This is a genomic window from Propionispora sp. 2/2-37 (assembly GCF_001298735.1).
Taxonomy (GTDB): Bacteria; Bacillota; Negativicutes; order Propionisporales; family Propionisporaceae; genus Propionispora.
Genome location: NZ_CYSP01000001.1, coordinates 146851 through 169271, shown reverse-complemented (window position 1 = coordinate 169271; position 22421 = coordinate 146851). Strand labels below are relative to the sequence as shown.

At 44.2% G+C, this 22421-nt stretch carries 26 protein-coding genes; all 26 read right to left on the bottom strand.

Annotated features, from left to right (window positions below):
- Positions 1 to 66 precede the first annotated feature (66 nt).
- On the bottom strand, positions 67 to 2145 hold the full coding sequence (gene recJ, locus P22_RS00910; protein ID WP_054258324.1) for a single-stranded-DNA-specific exonuclease RecJ: 2079 nt from the start codon (positions 2143 to 2145) through the stop codon (positions 67 to 69).
- A 142-nt stretch (positions 2146 to 2287) separates the two neighbouring features.
- Positions 2288 to 2743 (bottom strand): hypothetical protein, encoded by a 456-nt coding sequence (locus P22_RS00905; RefSeq protein ID WP_054258323.1) that lies wholly within the window; start codon positions 2741 to 2743, stop codon positions 2288 to 2290.
- A 40-nt stretch (positions 2744 to 2783) separates the two neighbouring features.
- Complete coding sequence (locus P22_RS00900; RefSeq protein WP_054258322.1) at positions 2784 to 3779, bottom strand: hypothetical protein; 996 nt, start codon at positions 3777 to 3779, stop codon at positions 2784 to 2786.
- 114 nt (positions 3780 to 3893) lie between these two features.
- Positions 3894 to 4799 (bottom strand): protein translocase subunit SecF, encoded by a 906-nt coding sequence (gene secF / locus P22_RS00895; protein WP_054258321.1) that lies wholly within the window; start codon positions 4797 to 4799, stop codon positions 3894 to 3896.
- Between the two features lie 12 nt (positions 4800 to 4811).
- Positions 4812 to 6017, bottom strand: coding sequence for a protein translocase subunit SecD (gene secD / locus P22_RS00890; RefSeq protein ID WP_054258320.1), 1206 nt, complete (start codon positions 6015 to 6017; stop codon positions 4812 to 4814).
- Positions 6018 to 6098: 81 nt separating this feature from the next.
- Positions 6099 to 6764 (bottom strand): HD domain-containing protein, encoded by a 666-nt coding sequence (locus P22_RS00885; RefSeq protein WP_054258319.1) that lies wholly within the window; start codon positions 6762 to 6764, stop codon positions 6099 to 6101.
- Positions 6742 to 7095: a nucleoside/nucleotide kinase family protein gene (locus P22_RS00880; protein ID WP_306341162.1), complete on the bottom strand. Its 354-nt coding sequence runs from the start codon at positions 7093 to 7095 to the stop codon at positions 6742 to 6744. Before P22_RS00880 ends, P22_RS00885 begins: the two co-directional genes overlap by 23 nt.
- 21 nt (positions 7096 to 7116) lie before the next feature.
- Positions 7117 to 7821 carry a PP2C family protein-serine/threonine phosphatase gene (locus P22_RS00875; protein WP_054258496.1) on the bottom strand — a complete coding sequence of 235 codons (705 nt, stop codon included), beginning with the start codon at positions 7819 to 7821 and terminating at the stop codon, positions 7117 to 7119.
- A gap of 44 nt (positions 7822 to 7865) precedes the next feature.
- Positions 7866 to 8492, bottom strand: a complete 627-nt coding sequence (locus P22_RS00870; protein ID WP_054258317.1) for a 5-formyltetrahydrofolate cyclo-ligase — start codon at positions 8490 to 8492, stop codon at positions 7866 to 7868.
- Positions 8479 to 8778 (bottom strand): preprotein translocase subunit YajC, encoded by a 300-nt coding sequence (yajC, locus tag P22_RS00865; RefSeq protein ID WP_373432660.1) that lies wholly within the window; start codon positions 8776 to 8778, stop codon positions 8479 to 8481. Before yajC ends, P22_RS00870 begins: the two co-directional genes overlap by 14 nt.
- 86 nt (positions 8779 to 8864) lie before the next feature.
- Positions 8865 to 9974 (bottom strand): tRNA guanosine(34) transglycosylase Tgt, encoded by a 1110-nt coding sequence (gene tgt / locus P22_RS00860; protein ID WP_054258315.1) that lies wholly within the window; start codon positions 9972 to 9974, stop codon positions 8865 to 8867.
- Between the two features lie 34 nt (positions 9975 to 10008).
- The gene (queA, locus tag P22_RS00855; protein ID WP_054258314.1) at positions 10009 to 11031 is read right to left on the bottom strand and encodes a tRNA preQ1(34) S-adenosylmethionine ribosyltransferase-isomerase QueA; all 1023 of its coding nucleotides are present in this window, start codon (positions 11029 to 11031) and stop codon (positions 10009 to 10011) included.
- Between the two features lie 17 nt (positions 11032 to 11048).
- Positions 11049 to 12392 carry a SpoIID/LytB domain-containing protein gene (locus P22_RS00850; protein WP_054258313.1) on the bottom strand — a complete coding sequence of 448 codons (1344 nt, stop codon included), beginning with the start codon at positions 12390 to 12392 and terminating at the stop codon, positions 11049 to 11051.
- A 17-nt stretch (positions 12393 to 12409) separates the two neighbouring features.
- Entirely contained in the window at positions 12410 to 12616 is a 207-nt protein-coding gene (locus tag P22_RS00845) for a DUF2905 domain-containing protein (RefSeq protein WP_172675792.1), read from the bottom strand.
- Between the two features lie 17 nt (positions 12617 to 12633).
- Positions 12634 to 13179: an epoxyqueuosine reductase QueH gene (locus P22_RS00840; protein WP_054258311.1), complete on the bottom strand. Its 546-nt coding sequence runs from the start codon at positions 13177 to 13179 to the stop codon at positions 12634 to 12636.
- A gap of 10 nt (positions 13180 to 13189) precedes the next feature.
- Positions 13190 to 14206, bottom strand: a complete 1017-nt coding sequence (ruvB, locus tag P22_RS00835; protein WP_054258310.1) for a Holliday junction branch migration DNA helicase RuvB — start codon at positions 14204 to 14206, stop codon at positions 13190 to 13192.
- A gap of 6 nt (positions 14207 to 14212) precedes the next feature.
- Complete coding sequence (gene ruvA, locus P22_RS00830; RefSeq protein ID WP_054258309.1) at positions 14213 to 14818, bottom strand: Holliday junction branch migration protein RuvA; 606 nt, start codon at positions 14816 to 14818, stop codon at positions 14213 to 14215.
- Positions 14815 to 15315: a crossover junction endodeoxyribonuclease RuvC gene (ruvC, locus tag P22_RS00825; RefSeq protein ID WP_054258308.1), complete on the bottom strand. Its 501-nt coding sequence runs from the start codon at positions 15313 to 15315 to the stop codon at positions 14815 to 14817. The genes ruvA and ruvC overlap by 4 nt, the downstream gene beginning before the upstream one ends.
- 127 nt (positions 15316 to 15442) lie before the next feature.
- Positions 15443 to 16018, bottom strand: a complete 576-nt coding sequence (locus tag P22_RS00820; RefSeq protein WP_054258307.1) for a BofC C-terminal domain-containing protein — start codon at positions 16016 to 16018, stop codon at positions 15443 to 15445.
- A gap of 144 nt (positions 16019 to 16162) precedes the next feature.
- Entirely contained in the window at positions 16163 to 17125 is a 963-nt protein-coding gene (gene pfkA, locus P22_RS00815) for a 6-phosphofructokinase (RefSeq protein ID WP_054258306.1), read from the bottom strand.
- A 232-nt stretch (positions 17126 to 17357) separates the two neighbouring features.
- Entirely contained in the window at positions 17358 to 18464 is a 1107-nt protein-coding gene (gene aroB, locus P22_RS00810; RefSeq protein ID WP_054258305.1) for a 3-dehydroquinate synthase, read from the bottom strand.
- A complete protein-coding gene (locus P22_RS00805; protein WP_054258304.1) occupies positions 18451 to 18981 on the bottom strand; it encodes a shikimate kinase in 531 nt (176 codons plus the stop codon). Before P22_RS00805 ends, aroB begins: the two co-directional genes overlap by 14 nt.
- A 77-nt stretch (positions 18982 to 19058) precedes the next feature.
- Complete coding sequence (gene aroC / locus P22_RS00800; protein WP_054258303.1) at positions 19059 to 20207, bottom strand: chorismate synthase; 1149 nt, start codon at positions 20205 to 20207, stop codon at positions 19059 to 19061.
- 36 nt (positions 20208 to 20243) lie between these two features.
- Entirely contained in the window at positions 20244 to 20834 is a 591-nt protein-coding gene (locus P22_RS00795) for a type IV pilus inner membrane component PilO (protein ID WP_054258302.1), read from the bottom strand.
- A gap of 11 nt (positions 20835 to 20845) precedes the next feature.
- A complete protein-coding gene (locus P22_RS00790; protein WP_054258301.1) occupies positions 20846 to 21388 on the bottom strand; it encodes a PilN domain-containing protein in 543 nt (180 codons plus the stop codon).
- Positions 21381 to 22418: a type IV pilus biogenesis protein PilM gene (gene pilM / locus P22_RS00785; protein ID WP_216598011.1), complete on the bottom strand. Its 1038-nt coding sequence runs from the start codon at positions 22416 to 22418 to the stop codon at positions 21381 to 21383. Before pilM ends, P22_RS00790 begins: the two co-directional genes overlap by 8 nt.
- Between the last annotated feature and the right edge of the window lie 3 nt (positions 22419 to 22421).

Below are 22421 nucleotides of genomic sequence, written 5' to 3'. Positions count from 1 at the left end.
GTTTATACCCTCCCAGGACTTTAGTGGTTTAAACTGTAAAATAACCCGGTTTCAAAGTTGCCAATGCTAGAATGTTTCTCCGTTTGAAATACTTTGTCTGTCTGCCGAAAACTCATTAAGGCGTTTCATTCCCGCACGAAAGGTTTCCGACTGCTCAATATCCAATTTGTGCTCCGGTGGCTTAGCAAGAACAGCAAATTGCTGAAAACCCGCTTCTTTTAAGTGCAGCAGCTTCAATTCTGACAATATCTGCATTGCCGTATTAATCCCCTGTTCGTTTACGGTTACTTTATATTTCCTGCGGATGATATCAGCAATCTTTGCCTGGTCTATCAGGAGCTGCCTCTCCCTTCCCATAAGCTGCTTTAACACCAAGTATATATATCCGGTTACTGTTCTGTCCGGGATGGTTTCCCGCAATACACATAATGTTTCTATTATACCACGATTCCCCCCTAGTTTCACAGCTATCCGAATATCCAGTGCACGCAATTGTATTTTCCTGTGTCCATTCCACTCATTAATTTCCGGCGAAAAAACAATGTCCACCCTGTTGCCAGGTACAAAGCGTAAAGCCAAATCCCCCATTTGCCAGGCTATCACATCACCAAAAAACGCGCTCTCCCTCACCTGCATTTTCAGATGCTCACCCTTCTGCCCGACAGTACGAACATCCGCTACTTTCACATCCCGGCAGGCAAGCAACGGTACCGGATTGCCTGCTCCATAGGGAGCAAGGCACTTCAGTTCTTCCAGCAGTGCAAAATCGACTTCTTTTACAGTAGTCCAGGCATCAATAGCAAGTTCCTTTTGATAATCTTCCTCGCTTAATGCCTGCCTGGCAATATCATTCAGCCTTTGACGAAATTTTTCAATGTTGGAAGGATCAATACCAAAACCGGCCGCTTGGGCATGCCCACCAAAGTGTGTTAACAAATCCGAACATTTTTGCAGTGCCTGATACATGTCAAAGGCGGCAATGCTGCGACAGGAAGCTTTCCCTGTTCCGTTTTGAACACTGATCATTACCACAGGACAATAGTAGGTATCAACTAACCGCGAAGCTACAATGCCAATGACTCCCGGATGCCAATTACCAGACAAAACCAATACAGGATCCGAACAACTCTGCACAAACTTTTCGGCCTCTGCCAGAATATCTTTCTCTATGTTTTTCCTGCTTTGATTTTCATTTTCTAAAAAACCGGCAAGTTCTCGGGCACGTACTTCGTCTGTTGTAATCAGTAGCTCAACCGCAACATCCGCTCTGCCGACCCGTCCGGCGGCATTCAGTCTAGGTGCGACAATAAAGGCAATTTTATCAGAATCAATAGGTCCTACCGGAAGGCCGCATTCCTGCATTAACACCCTTAATCCTATATTGTTGCGGTCTACCAGAACATTCAACCCCTGCTTAACCAATACCCGATTTTCATTAAGCAACGGTACAATATCAGCAATCGTCCCCAACGCAACCAAATCCAGCCCATCCAGTTCTTTTTCATCGAAACATACATGCCTGCACAGCGCCTGGCAAAGCTTATAGGCCACCCCCACTCCCGCCAGGTTTTTATCCGGATAAGAACATCCGGGTTGTTTAGGATTAACGATCGCATAAGCAGCCGGTAATTTTTCCGGCGGTTGGTGATGATCAGTAATGATAACGTCTATTTTTTTATTAATATAGCCGACTTCCGTTTCCGCGCTGATCCCGCAATCAACCGTAATAATCAGGCCGGTGCCGTTTTCCTGTAAGTAATCCAGAGCGGCGCAGTTTAGGCCGTACCCTTCACTCAGTCGTTGTGGGATATAATATGCTACCCTTCCACCTAAACGCGATAAGAATTTATAAACCAGTGCACTGGCCGTAATACCGTCTACATCATAATCTCCAAAAATCGTTATTTTTTCTTGACGGCTAAGAGCCAGATGAATACGTTCAACAGCCCTGTCCATATCTTTTAATAAATAAGGATTATAGATTTCCTCCCCATATAAAAACCGCCTGACAGCTTCTTTATCGGTAAGCCCCCTGTTTATGAGAACCTGAGCCGTAACCGGACTGATCTTAAATTCGGCGCTCAACTCTTGCTGTAACTCCTCAGGTACCGTCGCCAAACGCCAGCGTTTACCTAACTTAGCCATGTTTCCTCCAAAGCTGAGATTAAGAATACCTACTATAAATACTTCGTGTTATATATTCTAGAATATTTTTCAATATTCCTCTAAAATTTGACAAAGAAAAAAGCTATCTGCCAGTAGCAGTAGCCATTTCAGGCATTGTTTCTTAAAATAAATATTTTATAGCAAGAATGATCATAAGCCCTCCGCATAAAAATCGCAGGAAGGCAACTAGCAATAGATTAACCCACACTTGAAAGTAGGTATCCAAGCGCGGCATAATTGTCTTGCCAATCATTGCTTGCCAGAAAAATGTTCCGGCGGCCATCCCGACAAGAGCATTACTTGCCACCAGAGCCGCTATATTTCCTACTATGGTATCTACAGCCAGTTTGAGTGGGCACCTTGAATTCAGCGATCCTCTGTATAGCCTGGTCCCAATTTCGACAATTACCACCAATCCAGCCATAAACCACATAAAAGCATCCGGAATAACCGGCTTATTCAGCAGAATATAGGCCCCCATAGCTGTAAAAATCAAAAGCGTCCCCGGAACCTGGGGTAATAAGGTGCATCCTAATCCAATCAGCATCCATAATATGATCAGTATTTCTAAAAGCAAACCGATACGTCCCTTTTATATACATTTCCGTTAGTTTTCTCTATTTATTCAGTAAATATGCGGTATATAAGATAAACACCACCATGCTCAAACCGGTAAAGCTTAATATTTGGATAATATAATTAAACTGTAGATAACTGCCTAAATACACGAGTAAACAGGCGAATACCAGCGAGGGCCAGAAAGGCCAGCCGCTCAAGGCACTGATTTGGCGTGCATTTACCATCATGGCCGGAGCCATTGTGTTCATAAATGTGCAAAATAAGGCAATATGAAACAAACATCCTATAGACTTCCCCCAATATATTCCGGGAATGTCGGCCAGAGCCAACGGTCCGGCAGTTCCTGCCGCTAAAACCAGTTGGGCTGCCGCCAGTGTAAAAAGCCCTTCAAATAGTTTGGCACCTGTTATCAAAAAAATCGTTTTATAGCCTTGTTTTGCCAAGCAGGCTGCGGCCTCTATTGTTAATATGGTGCGCATTCCGCCAATATTGTACCCCAGCAATGCGATGAGGATTGGCCAATTAATGTTAACCCAGGTAATACTACCTGTATTCAGGTTAAAATTAGTCGCTGCCATCATCAAACCAGTTATGGGAATCAATAGTAAGGCTATATAGTTCGAAACCTTCAATACTTCTTTACCATACCCTGCCGCCAGGAAAGAAAAAAGCAGCAAAGAAAGTGGTATGGCCAGGCTTTGCGGCACTAACAGTATCTTTTGAAACATCTGTCCTGCATAATAGCCTCCTGTTAAAGCACTAGCAGGCAAACAAACGGATAAAACCGTAACGGCTAATATTCTCTTTCCCCAGCACCCATACTTTATCTTCACAAGTGCTGACAGTTCTTGCTTACTTTGTATTCCAATCCAGGCGGCCACTCCGGCTAACCCGGCTCCAAGTATAATATATGCTAGAATAGTGGAAATAAAAGTATCATAGGACAGATAGACAGCCATATCGGGGATTACTGCTACGTTATCACCGGCAATATGGGCTACTGCCAGATAAAACGCGGGTAAAAATATCCACATCGTATTCACCTGCCTTTGCTGCTACTATGATATTAGTGCAACAGAAAGATGGTGAAAAATATTACAACTGGTAAATACAAGGAACGTCCGGTTTGTACCGGACGTTCCTTGTATTTACGCCTTCGCTTTTTTTGTCAGTCTCCGGCGTTCCGAAAATTCCCGCCAAGTCACCCATATCGGACTGGCATTAAAAATGGATGAATACACACCGCTTATAAAGCCGATAAGCAGCGCTAAAGAGAAGTTTTTGGTCGTTTCCCCGCCAAAGAAATACAAGGAGGCTGTCGCAAATAAGACTGTAAGAATAGTATACAGCGACCGGGTCATGGTTTGCCAGATACTGCGGTTGACCAACTCAGGTAAGCTTTCGTTTTTCCGGTGCATTTTCAAATTTTCCCGAATGCGGTCAAAAATAACCACGGTATCGGTAATGGAATAACCGACTATTGTCAGAAGCGCCGCAACAAAGGAAGAATCTATTTCCTTGTGCAGTAGAGAAAATAGTCCAAGAACGACCAGTACATCATGAAAAATAGCCAGAATCCCGGATATGGCAAACCGGTATTCAAAGCGGTATGTCATGTAAAGCACCATAAAAAAGGAAGCCAGGAGCACCGCTTTAATAGCCTGCAGGGTAAGCTCGGAGCCAACGACAGCCCCTACCCGTTCCACCCGCAAAAGCTCAAAATCGCCCAAATGGCTCTGCATATCGTTCATAACGGCACGTCGTTCATTGTCATCCAAAATGCGGGTCCGGATAAACACATTAGGCGAGGACTCCGCCCCTTCCATAGCTGCCAGCTGTATTGTACTGTTTTCCAGATGATAATCCTTCAGCGCCTCGCGCACTTCCACCACCGTAACCGGACGCGCAAATTGGAGATCCAGCAGGGTTCCCCCGGTAAAATCAATCCCTAAATTAAATCCGTTCAGAAACATAGAAATTAGTCCGGGGATAATAACAAGCGCAGAGAGTGCAAACCACCAGTAACGTCTTCCGATAATATCAAACTGTTTCATCCTCTTTCCTCCCTACGCCCCATATACTTTTCCATTTTTTATAATATTGGCATTTAAGATCATTTTAAGCAAAAACCGTGTTACCGTAATAGCCGTAAACATGCTTAAAATAATCCCCAGACCAAGTGTTACGGCAAATCCCTTTACAGGGCCGGTTCCCAAAAAGAACAATACCACGGCAGCCAGTAATGTATTGACATTCGAATCCACAATGCTGCTAAAAGCCCGGCTGAAACCGGCATCAACAGCCGCACGAAGCGTCTTACCCGAACGGTACTCTTCCTTAAAGCGTTCAAAGATCAAGACATTCGCATCCACAGCCATTCCGATTGATAAAATAATCCCGGCAATCCCCGGTAAAGTCAGGGTTGCATTGAGCATTTTCAGTCCAAAAAGCAGGAGCATCACATAAAGCACCAGACTTAAATTCGCTACCAATCCGGACAGGCGATAAAACAGCAACATAAATAATACGATAGCCGAAATTCCGATCGTGAAGGCTGTTACACTCTTTTCTTTAGAATCAATTCCCAGAGTAGGACCAACCGTTCTTGTCTCCATGACCTCGACTTTAACCGGCAAAGACCCCGAGCGCAATAGAATGGCCAACTGCTGAGCCTCCTCTATTGTTTTGCTACCGGTAATCTGTGCTTTGCCACCGGTAATCGGTTCCTGAACTACCGGACTGGTCAAGACTTGTTTATCCAATAGAATACTGATGGGTTTTCCGACATTTTTAGTAGTCAGATCGGCAAACTTTTTTGCCCCTTCATCTGAGAACTCCAGCGAGACCACGTTGCGGCCGGATTGTTCGATATTGGCCTGAGCATCTTTCAAATCCGTGCCGGTCATTACGGTAGCACCGGTTACATCCTGAAATTCCAGCAGTGCCGTTTTCCCAAGCATTTCAATAGCCTTATCCGGATCGTTAATACCGGGCAGTTCTACAATAATCCGGCGGTCCCCCTGCCGTTGAATAATAGGTTCTGTCAATCCTAATTCATTAACCCGGCGTTCAATAATTTTGACCACCCGCTCGACAGCATCATTATTCACCGCAGCCTCCGGCGTATCCACAGCCTCCAGCACCACATGCGTTCCGCCTTGCAAATCAAGCCCCTGCTTAATGGATGTAGCCAGAGGGGCCATATAAAACCCTGCAATAGCTAAAATTGCTAAAGCAGCAATTAAAAATTTAGCTAAATTCCCCAATCTCAATGATTTTTCCTCCAATTCTTTAGGATTCTCTATATTTCAAACAAATTTAATTATATTACAATTATAACCATGTCAACACAGCTATAACAATTGAATGCCATTGATAACCAAACGAAACTGACAATCCAGAAAATCAGCAGCACGCCGGCACATAATCATCCGTACCAGAAAAATTTCAAAATATTCCATAACCGGGCAAATTTGGGTATCAATACTCAATTGCAACGTAACAGTACGTAGCTCTTTATTCACGATCAGAGAGCTTTTTTCGGCCGCATAGTTTACGCGGTCATGAATTTCAAACTTGGCAAAATCGGTATTCGTTACCCGGCTTCGATAGACATCCGATTTATCTGCCAAAATCAGTGCCGCAGCAGTAGAGTTAACGGCATTTCCCCTTTCCTCTTCATGATTGCCGATAGCCGCAAGAACCATAGCAATCTCTTCCGGGGGCATCTGCAGTCTCGTCAAAATAGGATAGGCCATAGCAGCACCCATACCGCCATGATTATACCGGTTCACCATATTTCCGATATCATGCAGGTATCCGGAAATGGCAGCCAATTGGCACTCCCGCTCACTATAACCTAAATCAGCTAAAACCTGAGCAGCCCTCTCGGCCACAATATTGGCATGTCGCTGTCCATGCTCCGTAAATCCCAATTCCCCCAGATATTTTGTGCTACAATTCAGATAGACATTTACTTCATAATCGTTCCGCAAATCAGCTACTGTTATAACTGTCATTCTGTTTCCCCCTGATATAATCAATAACTGCCTGCGCCACTTCTTCTCTTGTCAGATCGTCTGTTTGAATAAATAAGTCAGCATGCTTTCGCGCATCGGAAAGTCTTTCACGCTGTACCAACAGGCGTTCTTCACCCCAGGGTACGTTTCTCCGGGTTCGTATTGTTGCCAATGTGGCGTCAAGCATTACTAGTATGTCAGGTTGTTTTTTCTTCCATAACTGTTTTATTTGAGAATGCTCTTGCGCGCAATTATTGGCATTGATTCCTAATTTATCCAAATTTGCGACCAGTGTTGTTTTTCCTGAGGCACAAACACCAACTACAACCACCCTCAATTCACACACCATCCTTTAGCAGGGGAAAGAAATGCCCATTCGACGAATTTTGTGTAAATTTTCACTGTCGGTTACTCCCATAACAACCACGGTCATATCATCGCCGGGACGATAATCATCCAGTTGCAACGCATATTCCAAAATGCTTTCTGCAATAAAGGTAGCATCTTCCGGTTGATTTTCTTGAATAATTTTTAAAAAATGGTCAAAATTCATGGACCGGCCGCGCTTTCGTCCCGCAGCCTGAATTCCATCGGAATAGGAGACAAATATCATCCCTGTTTCCAAAGGCATTTGATGCATTAAAGGTTTCATATGCTTATGGACACCAATAGAGTTTATTTCCTGCTCATAAACATCAATCCCGTAATCCAGCTTGACGATAACCGGGCAATTCGAATTACGGCTGAAAACAGCCGTATAGGTTTCCAAATCCACGCTCAATACCGTTAGTGTCGAGGAAACTTTGCCATTTTTCATCGTATATAAATAATCATGTACCGCACGGGCTACAGCACCGTCACGGGCACCTTCGGCGATAAGCGATGAAGCTTTGTGTACAACCATACTGCTCGTCAGCTTGGCTGCCCGGCCGCTCCCCTGGCCGTCTGCCAAAATGGCCGAAACTCCTCCGCGCGGCCGCTCTGTTACTTCAATGCTGTCCCCGCATTCACTCATGGCGTACTTATTCGCCTGCGCTATGCCTATTTTAACTTCCATCCCCATACATCACACCCATAAGGAAAGGCAACATGCCGCAAATGCTACATCTTGCCTTCACCACATTTTCTAATTTCCTTACTGCTAATAACATACTGAACCGCATAATCATGCTCATCGCAAGGAACCTTTGAAACCAGCTGGCATTGCAGTGCCACACCGGCCCAAACAGCATTCCTGGCCCGCCTTAGAAACCGGTCGTAATACCCTGCCCCCATCCCGCAGCGTCTCCCCGCAAAATCATACGCCACCCCGGGAACAATAATTAAATCAAGGGAATCAGGCGGTACAAGCATAGCCTCTTCTTTTTTAGGTTCTCTAATGCCAAGCCTTCCTGCTACAAGTTCATTCAGTCCGCTAATCCTGGCGGCCTCCATATCGCCATACCGTTCGCTCAAGTAAGGGATACAGACTATTTTCCCGCTACGCAAGGCATGCCATATCAGTTGTTCCATATCAACTTCATCCGGCATCGATACGAACAGCATAACCGTCCTTGCTGCCCGATAGTATGCCCAGGTGCAGATTTGACGTGTAATATGTTCACTTTCACAGGCTATAGCCGTTTTGGACAAAGCTCGTCTTAAAGCTAAAACTTCGGCACGCAGTCTTTTTTTTTCAATCGCAACTAAATCGTTCTTCACAGCAAGCACCCAATTATAATGCTTCATTCTTTTGTTCATTCTGGAATCCGTTTACCGCCGAACGCGCAATGGTAAGCTCTACCTTTTCCGCAGCTTTGATGACAACAATCTTATCCGTGATAGAGACTATTGTACCGTAAAGACCGCCGATTGTAACAATTCTATCTCCCTTTTTCAAGCTATCCAGCATCCGGTTGCGTTGTTGCTGGCGTTTTTTCTGTGGTCTGTATAAAAAGAAATAAAAAATCACAATCATTACGATTAATGGAGCATACTGCATTAATTCCTGAGATAATCCTGGCAAAAAAATCACCTCCTATAAATTACCTACCATATAACAAACAACAGGTTATATATATTCAACATAAATACAGCAAATCCTTCCATATTCCCGCCGCATTATCTTTGATAATGCGACCAAAAGGCGACACGAAACTCCAAAAAGCGGTCTTCAATAATAGCTTGACGCATGTCTTTCATGAAATGGATAAGAAAATATAGATTATGCGTGGTCGTTAATCTCAAGCCGAAAATCTCCTCAGTTTTTAAAAGATGACGGATGTAGGCACGGGAAAAGTTACGGCAGGCATAACAGCCACACTGCGAATCAATGGGACGGAAATCCCGCGCAAACTCAGCATTTTTTACAACCAACCGGCCCTGACTGGTCATAACCGTTCCGTTGCGGGCGACTCTTGTGGGAAATACACAATCAAACATATCAATGCCATGCAGCACTCCCTCGACCAGGCAGTCGGGAGTTCCCACTCCCATTAAATAACGGGGTTTCGTAATTGGCAGAAGAGGAACAGTGTGTTCAAGCATCTCGTACATCAATTCTTTCGGTTCACCCACGCTTAATCCGCCTATCGCATAACCGGGAAAATCCAGTTCCACCAAATCCCTGGCACTCATGGATCGTAAATCCTTAAACATTCCCCCCTGTACAATGCCAAATAACGCCTGCTTATCCCTTGCATGGACAGCCTTGCAACGCTCTGCCCAGCGGGTAGTCCTCTCAGTCGAAGCTTTTGCATAATCATGCTCTGCCGGATAGGGAACGCATTCGTCAAAGGCCATAATAATATCCGCCCCCAAAGACATTTGTACTTCTGTAGCCCTTTCGGGAGAAAGGAAGTGTTTAGAACCATCAAGGTGTGACCGGAAGGTCACGCCTTCTTCCGTTATCTTTCTCAGCGGTCCTAAACTAAAAACCTGAAAGCCGCCGCTGTCTGTTAAAATACCACCATCCCATTGCATAAACGCATGTAATCCGCCGGCTTCAGCCACCAGTTCATGTCCGGGGCGCAAATATAAATGATAGGTGTTGCTTAATATAATCCCCGCACCCATGGCTTTGAGTTCGTGTGGTGACATAGCTTTTACTGTTGCCTGTGTTCCAACGGGCATAAAAATCGGAGTGTCAAACGTCCCGTGTGGTGTGTGTAATCTGCCTGCCCTGGCACCTGTTTGAGAACATTGTTTTATTAGTTCGTATCTTACCGCCAATTAGATCCCTCATTCAAAATATTTTTTCTTATGTTTATAAAATTAACATGGCATCACCAAAACTGAAAAACCGGTATCGCTCAGACACGGCTGCGCGATAGGCTTTTAAAACGGCATCCTTGCCGGCAAAAGCACTGATTAGCATTAAAAGCGTCGACTTGGGGAGATGAAAATTGGTTATCATGGCATCGACCATTTTAAACCGATATCCCGGGTAGATGAATATATTGGTCCAACCGCTGCAGCTCGTTATCCGTCCATCCTCAGCGGCAGCAGTCTCCAGTGTTCGTACCGAGGTTGTTCCCACAGCAATTACCCTGCGGCCTGCTTGCTTGGCTTCACTGATCTGGCAGGCAGCCTGCTCAGATATATTGTAATATTCCCGGTGCATGCTATGCTCCGATATATCATGCACTTGTACAGGACGAAACGTTCCCAATCCAACGTGCAAAGTGACGAAAACAATCTGGACTCCCTTTAGTTTTATTTGTTCCAACAAAGAATGTGTAAAATGCAGTCCGGCAGTAGGCGCAGCCGCCGCCCCTCGTTTCCGGGCATACACAGTTTGATAACGCTCTTGATCAGAAAGTCTTTCTTTAATATATGGGGGTAAAGGCATCTCCCCCAGCCTGTCCAGAATTTCCTCAAAAATGCCCTGAAAAGAAAAACGAACAATGCGTCCTCCAAAATCAGTAGTCGAGAGTACCTCGCACTGTAATTCATCACTAAACACAACAACCGTTCCCGGTCGGACCTTTTTCCCCGGCTTCACCAGCACCTCCCATGTATTTCCAGTTAAACGGTTAAGTAAGAAAACCTCCACTTTTCCACCGGAACCAGCTTTTATTCCAAATAACCGGGCAGGAATGACTTTGGTATCGTTAAAAACCAGCAAATCTCCTGTTTGCAGAAATTCCGGTAAATCGTAAAAGTGTCTATGATTTATTTTTTGTCCGTTCCGTTCCAAAACCAACAATCTGGAAGCATCCCTCGGTTCGCAAGGATGCTGCGCAATCAGTTCTTCCGGTAGATCATAATCAAATTCATCTACTAACATAACTGCTTCTCCCTATACTAATATATCTTTTTAATTTCCACACCTTGAAAATAATGTTGCAAAATGGTTTTAAAGTAGGTGGTATTGTTCTGAGGAGCTTTTTCCGCCATAACTTTTGCTCCCCACTGCGACATACCAACACCATGCCCGGAGCCAAAGCCATTAATCACAATCACTTCGTTAGGACGGCCGCTTAAATGGTGAACATTACCCCTGTCCAGTAAAAAGCCCTTTTGTTTCGTAGGAGGTAAATTTATGGGTATTTCCTTAATCTCCCTGTCTCCTGCAGAATCGGTAATCCGCACCTCAATCTTCTTATCATTTGGCGTAATAATCTCAATATCAAAAAGAGTACTGCGCAACCCCAGAAGTGAACGGAATTGTATACCGGTCAAATTTGCACTTCCCCGGTCACCAATGAGCAAAATACTTTTCACCCTTCCCGAAATGCCTCGGTCGATCGAATTGGCAATCGGTGCCGCCGACAGCGGTGATAACTCCAACGCGGTCAATTTACCGATAGTATACCCTGCTCTTTGCAATACTCCCTGCAATTCATCGGCCGTTACCCTCTGCTCCCAGGAAAAGTTAGGGGTTCCCTGATCGAAATCAGGAACTGCACGTAGATAGGGATAAGCGGTTCCCCATACATTCTCACTATTTTCTGTATACCCACCCGCGCTGCTGTGAAAGTATCCGGATATAACCCGCCCCTTATAAACCAACACTTGACCGTATGTATCATCAACCGCTCGGTTACTTTTAATGTTTTCACTTTCCATCCCGCCATAAACCTGGCAGTCTGTTGTGGCACATACATCAAAACCTTCGCGACCATGTTTGTTTTTATTCGCTAACGCATAGGATCTGGCGGCTACAGCCTGGGCTTTTATTGCTTCCAACGGCCAGCCGGGAGAAATCTCTTTTGCTATAATACCATATAGATATTGCTCGACTGGTAAAGTATTCACCACCGTAAGTCCGTCTTTGCCCTGCGGCAAAAATACAGTAATAGTTCCACGATAATGGCGTTTATTTACCTCAATACCGGTTTTATAATTACCCGGTTGCAGACTAATGCTACGGCCTGTCACTGCTTTGGCGTTGATCAGTATCTTCCCCTTTGCCGAAACAGCCACTTTATCCTTTGCGGCAAACTTAGCCAGAACCTTTTTTGAATCTGTATCAACTATCAAAAAATCCGTATCTGCCGACAAGATAATACTGGATTGATTCGTCCATAAGCCCACCCGAATCATATCCCCCGGACCATTTTCTCCTCGCACATTAACCGCCGCCAGAACCACCGCCGGCAATTGCAGCAATGCAAAAGCCAAAACTGTCAGAATGATTTTGCGCATCAACAGGTATACCCCTTTCACCGCCGTAGAAATATATTGAGAATAACAGTAAGTATAATACTAAGAACCAGTGAAGTTACAACAGGGAAATGAAAGCTGAAGTTTTCTTCTTCAACGTGAATATCTCCCGGTAAACGACCTATGTTAAAAAATTTTCCGCCAAAATGAATAATAAGCCCCAAAATTACCAGAACGATGCCGATGTATATTATCGTTTTTCCCATAGACTCACCCGGCAGCATTACCGATTCACACTCCGTTTTTTCATATACCGTTCTTTTTCACTGAAAATACAGCCGCAGTACGGCTGCCGGTAAAGTTCCATATCTTTACTGATTTGTACCCCCTGCTGCCATCCGGGACGAAAATCATAATAACTAAACGAAATTCCCTCTTCCCTTGCTACCTTCACACACACATTTTTAATCTGGTCATGTTGTTGGTAGGGACTGACAAGAAGGGTGGTGGAAAAACAATCAAAACCATACTCTTTTGCATACTGCGCTGTCCTGCGCAAACGAAGCTCATAACACATGGAGCAACGTCCTTTCCCGGCAGTTAAGGCGTTGCTTAAAAATTCCTCCAGTGTATACCGATCATCCACAATCAGTTCTAAGGCGGACCGCCGTGCAAACTCCCGGGCAGTCTCCAAACGTTTTCGAAACTCCTTGTATGGATGAATATTAGGGTTGTAAAAAAAGCCCGTAACTTCTACGCTGTGTTCACGCAAATAAGTAAGCGGAAAAGCCGAGCATGGTCCACAGCAAATATGCAATAACAGGCGCATACTCATCCCCCTATAACAATTTAACCTGGTTTTCCTCACTGACAGCTATACCGAGATGCCGGTAAGCTGCCGCTGTGGCAACACGGCCACGGGGTGTCCGGTTAATAAACCCAACTTGCAATAAAAACGGCTCATACACATCTTCTATGGTAGTCGCCTCTTCGCTGATAGAAGCCGCCAGTGTCTCCAGACCCACAGGCCCGCCAGAAAATTTTTTGATAATAGCTTGTAAAAGCTCACGGTCAGTTTTATCCAGTCCGATTTTATCGACTTCTAACATCACTAGGGCTTTATCGGCAATTTCATCCGTAATTGTTCCCCTGCCAACAATTTGTGCATAATCCCTGACCCGTTTCAGTAACCGGTTAGCCACCCGCGGCGTCCCGCGCGAACGTTTGGCAATTTCCTCAGCTCCCCGGTCTTCGATATCAATATTCAATATTTGTGCCGCCCGTTTAACAATACAGATCAATTCTTCCGGATTATAATATTCCAGCCGGCAAATTACGCCAAAACGGTCTCTGAGCGGGGCCGCCAAAGCTCCGGCCCTGGTTGTGGCACCAATGAGAGTAAATGGTGCCAAATCTAACCGGATGGACCTGGCGCTGGGTCCCTTGCCAATGATAATATCAAGGGCGTAATCCTCCATCGCCGAATATAAAATTTCCTCGACGCTACGGGATAAACGGTGGATTTCGTCGATAAACAAAACGTCTTTTTCTCCCAAGTTGGTCAATAATGCCGCCAAATCACCAGGACGTTCTATAGCCGGACCAGATGTAATTCTGAAATTGACCCCTAGTTCATTGGCGATGATACTGGCCATAGTGGTTTTCCCCAATCCCGGCGGCCCATACAGCAGCACATGATCCAAAGCCTCCCGGCGTGTCAGTGCGGCCTGAATAAATATCGACAGGTTATTCTTGGCCTGATCCTGTCCGATATATTCCTGCAAGCGGCGCGGGCGCAAACTGTACTGCCAATTATCGGCATCCTGTTCGCCTCCGGCAATAATCCTTTCTTCCATACTATCCTACCTCCTGCTCATTTCTCTGAGCGTCAACCGTATCAATGCTTCAACAGTCTGTGTTGTAGAAGATAATTTTCTCAACACAGGCATAAATTCCGCTTGATTATAGCCCAGAGCCTGAAGAGCCTGCATAGACTGCTCCAATACACTATTTTCATTTTTCATTGCCGGACTTATCGTATTGTCTTCCCTATTATCCTGATCCATTTCTCTGCCAATTTTATCTTTTAGCTCCAGTATAATTCGCTCCGCCGTCTTTTTGCCAATACCGGGGAGCTTTGTTAAAACAGCCATGTTTTTGCTATAAACTGCTGAGCAAAAATCCTGCGGGGCAATGGCGGATAGAATGCCCATAGCGACCTTAGGCCCTATACCGCTTACCGAAGTCAAATGAATGAATAAATCGTACTCATCCTGCGCAAGAAAGCCATATAACAACAGTGCATCTTCCCGCACATGCAGATAAGTAAATAAAACCGTTTCCGCACCAACAGATAATTTTTGTCTCGTCGCAGCCGCAATAAAAATCCGGTAACCCACTCCCTGTACGTCCATTAAGCAATATTCCGGCAACAAATGTGAAATTGTCCCGCGCAAATAGCCGATCATAATTTGGTACCCCATGCTGTCAGATTTTGCCCGGACGAGTGTGTTGTACAAATGGCAATAGCCAGAGCATCCGCCACATCGTCCGGACTCGGCTTTTGCGGTAAACTTAACAGCCGCTGTGTCATATAAATAACTTGTTCCTTAGAAGCTTTTCCATAACCGACAACCGATTGTTTGACCTGCAAAGGAGTATATTCCGCTAAAGTTACATCATTTTGAGCAACCGCAAGCAAAATAACGCCACGCGCCTGTCCGACAGCCATAGCGGTCCGAACATTTTTGCTAAAAAACAGCTGCTCAACTCCAACTACTTCCGGCCGGTACTTTTTAATTAGTGTATCTATGCCTGCATGAACAACGGTTAACCGTCTGGCTGCATCCAATTTGGGACTTGTTTCAATCGCACCATAATCAATTGCTTTTAATGAACTGCCTTTAAGTTCTACTAAACCATAACCGCAAATTGCCGTTCCCGGATCAATCCCCAACGCTAGCATGTTATTAAATCCCCCTTACCATAGATTACTAACTTCTACAGGCAAACGGGCTATTCCTTTTTTAGAAATGACTATGTTTCTCCTCAAGTAAAAAAGAGGGTTTCCCCTCTTTATATTATTACTTATGCTAGCGAGACTGCAGACCTTCAATAGTACGCAATAATTCTTCTTTGGAGTGAACAACAACTCCCCGGCGTAACTCTTCCAAATCCTGTTCCATTAGATGATTGACCGGTATTTTTGTTACCTCCTTGGCAATAGCTTTAGGCCCGGGTTTTCCATAATAGACTGCCACATATCCGTCTTTAATACCGATGAACATATTATTGGCATGTTCACGGCAAAAGCTATCCACTTTTAATGTCATAGAAATTTCTGCAGTATCGAACTTATCAATAACCCAGCCGGGATATATCTTTTGTACTTCACTAAAATGCAACCCAACTAACGTATCCGGTACCTTAGTACTAAGAACTTCCTCTTCATTACATTTGGTGTATTGAATTTTTTGCAGCAGCATAGTCTCCGGTGTCACCTTTATTTTATCATCCCGTTTAGCCACTTCTGTCCCTTCCGGCAAATTATGCCTTTCGAAGTAATCCGAATAAGAATAAATAAAATAAGCAAAAATAGATGCTGCAAAGATTCCGCCGATCATGATCACTATTTTTTTATTTTTACTCAGTTTTAAAAATGACAACATTTTTCTACACTCCTTATATACCAACCTCGAGTGATGTTGCCATAATTATTCCCAAATTAGCACAAAAATATACTAAATCCGGTTTTTTACTAAAAAATAATAAGAAAACCCCGTAACAGTACGCTATCACGAGGTCACCTCAATTCAGGTTGCCAGTATGCCGGCCAATTCATATACGGAAAGATCAATATTATTTTTGTAATTGACAGCCTCAGCATAAGGTACAGTAACTAGTTTTCCCTGCTGAACAGCCACTAGGCGATTAACTTCTCCCTTGATAATGCTGTCAATTGCCGCCCCGCCCATGCGGCTGGCCATAATATTATCCTTAGCCAGAGGCATGCCTCCACGCTGAATATAACCCAGAACAGTTACATGAGGTTTAAAAGTGGTATTTTTATCAATTTCCTTGGCAATATCAAAACCATGTGCTACACCTTCCGCCAACATGATAATACTGTATAACTTACCACGACGGTAGGTATTTTGCAATCGCTCACAGATACCCTCTATATCCATCGGACGTTCCGGTAATAGGATAATTTCAGCACCGCAAGCCAACCCCGCCATTAATGCAATATGGCCGGCATGCCGACCCATGACTTCAACTATTGCTACCCGTTCATGCGAAGCCGTTGTGTCACGGATTTTATTCACTGCATCCAAAACGGTATTCAGTGCCGTATCAAAACCAATTGTATAATCAGTCCCTGACATATCGTTGTCGATGGTTGCCGGTATAACCATGGTTTTAATACCGGCTTCAGCCAGTTCCATAGCTCCTCGCATGGATCCGTCACCACCAATGACCACCAGCGAATCAATATCAAATCGTTTCAACTGGTTAATGGCTTCAATAAAACCTTCCGATGTTTTAAAGGACTCACTGCGGGCCGTTTTCAAAACTGTTCCGCCGTATTGAATAATACCTGAAACAGATTTGGCATTCATCGGCATGAATTTACCGTCAATTACACCGTCATATCCTCTTTCGACACCAATCATTTCAAATCCATGATACAGACCCTTACGTACTACTGCACGTATAGCCGCATTCATTCCGGGAGCGTCGCCCCCGCTTGATAATACTGCAATTCGCTGCGCCATCTTTCATCCTCCATCGCTAAATAATCTTGCATTGTACTTATTAAAGTTAAGTTGTTTTTACTAAATTCTCAGCCAAAGTCCTCTCCAGGAATACTTTAACCGCATTTTAAAACACAATATATGTAATTATTCGACTTTTTCCCACACTATCCTGCCGATTTTATTCTTTTATAAAAAAAATAAGAACAAAAGTAAAAGAGTCTGCAAAGCCCGCTACCAAACATCCTATTTCTTATTCGTACCCAACACCGTCTGGTCTCGTAATCATAGCAAGAACTTCGGCGGTATGTTCTTGTTTCACATTATTATTTATGAATACTTCACCAATTTCATGCAATAGGACCCAATTAATTTTACCGCTTACCGCTTTTTTATCGCGATTTAAAAACGGAAGTAAATCCGTAACTGTACACTCCGGTGCATATAACGGCAATGCAAAATTTTTAATCACGGTTTTTAACTCTTCCACCGTATGCTCCGAACATAGTCCCTGCTTCTGGCTCAGCAGTGCCGCACCATGCATTCCTATGGCAACTGCCTCACCATGACTGTACAACTGAAAAGAAGTATCTCCTTCTACAGCATGTGCAATCGTATGACCAAAATTTAATATCATCCGAAGCGCTGCTTCCCGTTCATCTTTTTCAACAATATCAGCCTTAATTTCACAAGAACGTTTAATAATCGTTTGCAGGCAGTCCATATCCTTATTTTTTATTTGCCGATGATGATCCCGTAAATAGCAAAATAACTCCCGATCCGCAATAACACCATACTTAATGACTTCCGCCAATCCGGAAGCCAGCTGACGGTCGGACAGGGAATGGAGAAAGGCAGTGTCAACAACCACTAAACGTGGCTGATAAAAAGCCCCAATTAGATTTTTGCCCAATTCGTGATTGACGGCTACCTTTCCCCCGACACTGGAATCCACTTGTGCCAATAAGGTGGTAGGAATTTGCACAAAAGGCACGCCACGCAAATAGGTCGAGGCAACAAAACCGCTCAGGTCTCCAACAACGCCGCCACCCAGAGCTACTATGGCCGATTTGCGTTCCATCCCCATCATAATCGCCTTACTGTATAGCTGCTCGGCAACGGTCAATGATTTGGTGCTTTCTCCCTGAGGCACCAAAAACAATTCCGGAGAGAATCCCTCTTCACGCAAAATGTCCAGTAAATGTTCACCGTATAAAGCACCGACTTGTTCATCCGATATCACCAGCACACTGCCGGATAACCCTAGCTGGCGCATCCTCCGCCCTGTTTGGGTAAGATTATTTTCTCCTATATGGATACTATAGCCCCAATCTCCTGCATTTACTTTAACTTCTGCCACGTAGATGCCCTCCCCTGCGTAAATATACAATGATTTCCTCCGTTACTTGTTGTGGTGATCTGACCGTTGTATCAATAATAAAATCAGCAGCATTTTTATAAAGAGCATCACGTGCCGCTAACAGTTGAATTACCTGCTGTTCACGTCTATCACAATTTAACAGCGGACGGTTACTCCGACGGCCGGTGCGTTCCAGAATTACCTCCACTGACGCAGTAAGAGTGATGACAAGGCCATTTATTTTTAAACAGTTCACATTCTCTTCGGCCAGTACGGCGCCACCACCTGTGGCAATAACTACATTAGTGTAGCGAGCTACTTTTGCAATCGTGTCTTTTTCCTTTTTTCGAAAATAAGCTTCACCATAAAGAGTAAACATATCCGGAATAGATATGCCATTATCGGTTTCAATTCTCTTATCCGTATCAATAAACGGACGTCCCAGCCGGCTGGCCAGAAGCCGGCCTGTACTGGTTTTTCCCGTCCCCATGAACCCAATCAATACAATATTTTTCATTTTATCCCCCGATAAACAACTACCTGCTAAGAAATAAATCAAACACTAAAACAACTTGCCAGCATAACCGCCGCTTCTTATTTTGCAGCAATACGTCTACGATATTGCTGCACCGCATCCGTAAGATCCACAATACTATCACGACTAAATTGTTCCAGCAATATTTGTGTCAGTCCAATGGCCATCATAGCTTCCCCCACTACTGCTGCTGCCGTAACGGCACAGACGTCACTGCGTTCCGTACTGGCTTTAACCGGCTGCTTGGAAACTATATCCACCGAAGCCAGCGGTTTCATAAGCGTAGGAATAGGTTTCATAACAGCACGGGCAATAACAGTCTCACCATTGCTCATGCCGCCCTCTATACCGCCAGCCCGGTTAGTCCGGCGATAATAGCCTCTTTGTTTGTCATAAAAGATTTCGTCATGAGCCTGACTGCCTGGCAAAGTGGCATAGGCAAATCCCGCGCCAAATTCTACGCCCTTAATCGCCGGAATAGACATCATTAAAGCCGCTAACCGTGTATCAAGACGCCGGTCCCACTGTACATGGCTCCCCAATCCGGGAAACACGTGTAAAGCCGCAACTTCAAAGATACCTCCTAGCGTATCTCCCTGTTGTTTGGCCTGTTGGATGGCTTCTTTCATTTTAACCTCCACCTCAGGATTGATACAGGACAGATCAGAATTATTCTTTTTTTCTTGAATGGTCCGATAATCAATAACTTCATTGATGGCAACTCCACCAATAGCAGTTACGTGAGAAACAATCTGTATGCCAATCTTCTCTAACAGTTGCTTGGCAACAGCGCCGACAGCCACTCGCGCAGCGGTCTCCCGGGCACTGGCACGCTCTAAAATATCCCGGATATCGTTGCGCTGATACTTTAACGTTCCCGTCAAATCAGCATGTCCTGGCCGTGCTTCAAGCACCTTCTCTCCTGCCGGTTCGCCAAAGGCAGCCATCTTTGTTCCCCAGTTTTCCCAGTCTTTATTTTTAATGGCTAATGTCACCGGGCTACCCAGGGTTTCGCCAAAGCGAATGCCAGACAACACCTCAGCCGTATCACGTTCAATCTTCATACGTCCACCACGGCCATAGCCCTGCTGCCGCCGTGCTAAATCCTGATTTACATATTCCAGATCGATTTTCAATCCTGCCGGAAGACCCTCAATAATGGCTGTCAGGCAAGGCCCATGTGACTCTCCTGCTGTAAAAAAACGCAAGTATACCCACTCCTGTAATAAATAATATTTTCCAACTTAATCTGGATTTTGAATGTCTTGTGTCTGCTTTTCTTCGGGTGCTGTTCCAAACATATAAAGTTCTATTAATAACTTAGTTTCCAATGTTTTTAAATCAGTGGACATGCTTCTTATGGCTATAAATCGCGGTAATTCTTCAAGCCGGGTTACAAATCCCAACACAGCTGCAGACGGACCGCGAATTATTATTTCTAACGGCATTTCGTAATATCCATTCCGGTTGACCATTGCCCCCGGCCTTACTCCTGTAATCTGAACGCCTGCGTTCCTGCCGGTCTGCTCTATCTGTTCCAGCAGTTTTCCCAGCCCCACATCATCCGGTAACAATGTATTGAGCCGTTCCATTTCCTGCTCCATCTCACCCAGATACTGTTTCATATTCGGATGGGAAAAAGCATATTCTTCCAGTGCTTTAATGTCTTGTTCCTTTTGTTCCAAGGTCCTCGACAGCTCTTTCATGAATTCTCGCTGTGGCCAAACTACCGTTATAAAGAATATTACCACAAAACAAGCCATAATGGCAGTTAATCCGGCAATCTTATTTTTATAATATTGTAAAATTACATGTTTTAGCAATTTTTTAACCATAGGATACTCCGTCAACTTCTGATCTGCATGCTAATTTCAAATCGGACAACAGGTACCGTTAAGCTGAAATCAAACTGCCCCACTGTCAAAACCGGATGTAAAAAGAACGGGTCTTGTTCCAACATGCTAAGTAGCTCCGCCAACTCAGCATGTTGTAGCGCGATGCCGTGAATCTTTATGACATTGTCATTTTTGTTGCCGTCCATCCCGATTTGAGTAAACCATACTTTCTGCGGTGTAATCTCAGTCAGGCGATCAATCAATGCATTCCAGGGTTTACGCTCGCGGGTAAGTGTCAGTAAAACAGCTTCCTTTTGCCTGATTGTACGGATCAGCTTATCCGCTTTTACCCGTTCCTTGGCCAACGGTCTAAATAATTCCTGTTGATTTTCAGCCGCCATAATATGATTTTTAAGATCCAAGATTACATATTCATAATAAGAGTAAGAAAGCAGACATACTGATAAAGAGACTACAATAATAGTTACGGAAATTTTTGCAAAGGATAAGCCTGACGGCCTCTTTTCCGGCGGCAATAGATTGACTCTAATCATTATCCAAACCTCGCAGTGCCAAGCCAAAGGCTACATTCATCCGGGGCCCCTGTCTTTGCAAAAAAACCTGATCATAGCTGGAATGCAAGCGAAAATGTTGCAATGAATTATGTATACTCACCGGCTTTCCTAACAGATCACTTATAAGAGTTGTAATATGGCTAATTCTTTCCGTACAACCGGTAAGATAAAAACGGTCAATCGTGACTTGCTGATTTTGAATTTGGTAATATTCCAAAGTTCGGTGTATTTCCTGGCAAAAATCTTGTACTGCATTAGCCAACGGCGTAGACATTGCTCCTATAACACCAGCAGCAGTCATAGGCAAATCCTGTTGTCGTGACACCCCGTTTACATTACTGTCATCATGCGAGAAAACTTCCTTAAATTTTTCAGCACCGACGGGAATTGTTCGCACAAAAACAGGCAAGGCGTTCTGGTAAAGAATGACTTGAGACCAAAAATCACAAATCTCTATAACCACTATATTATCTTCTCTCTCCAGGGTTCGTTTCATTGCCAGTGCTTCGAACTCTACTGCCACAACCCGCAGCCCGACTAATGTACAAATTTTTTCTATTGCCTCAATATTTTCCTTAAGGGATGCAACGATAAAAACTTTGGATTCTTCTTGCTGTTGCTCAGCATTTAATACAGCAAAATCATAAAAATAGGTTCCGGCTGCATAAGGAACATAATAATCAATTTCCCACTTAATAGCTTCCCGCAATTCGCGGTTACTCATATCGGGTAAAGAAATTTCCCGAAAAAACACACTCTTCCCACTCATTCCTACAGTAACATGCCGGCAGGATACTCCGGTAACTGCCAACAGGTTCCGAATACATACTGCCGTTTGCTCCATATCGACCAAATTGGTATTCTCAGCAGCCTTCAAATTGTCAAAAAGCGGCATAACACCCATCCGATTTAATATTATCGTGTTCTTATCTTTTAGTACTTCCACAACTTTCACTGAATCCGGTCCGATATCTAACCCAAGATGAAGGGCGTTTTTTCTTCCAAACAATGT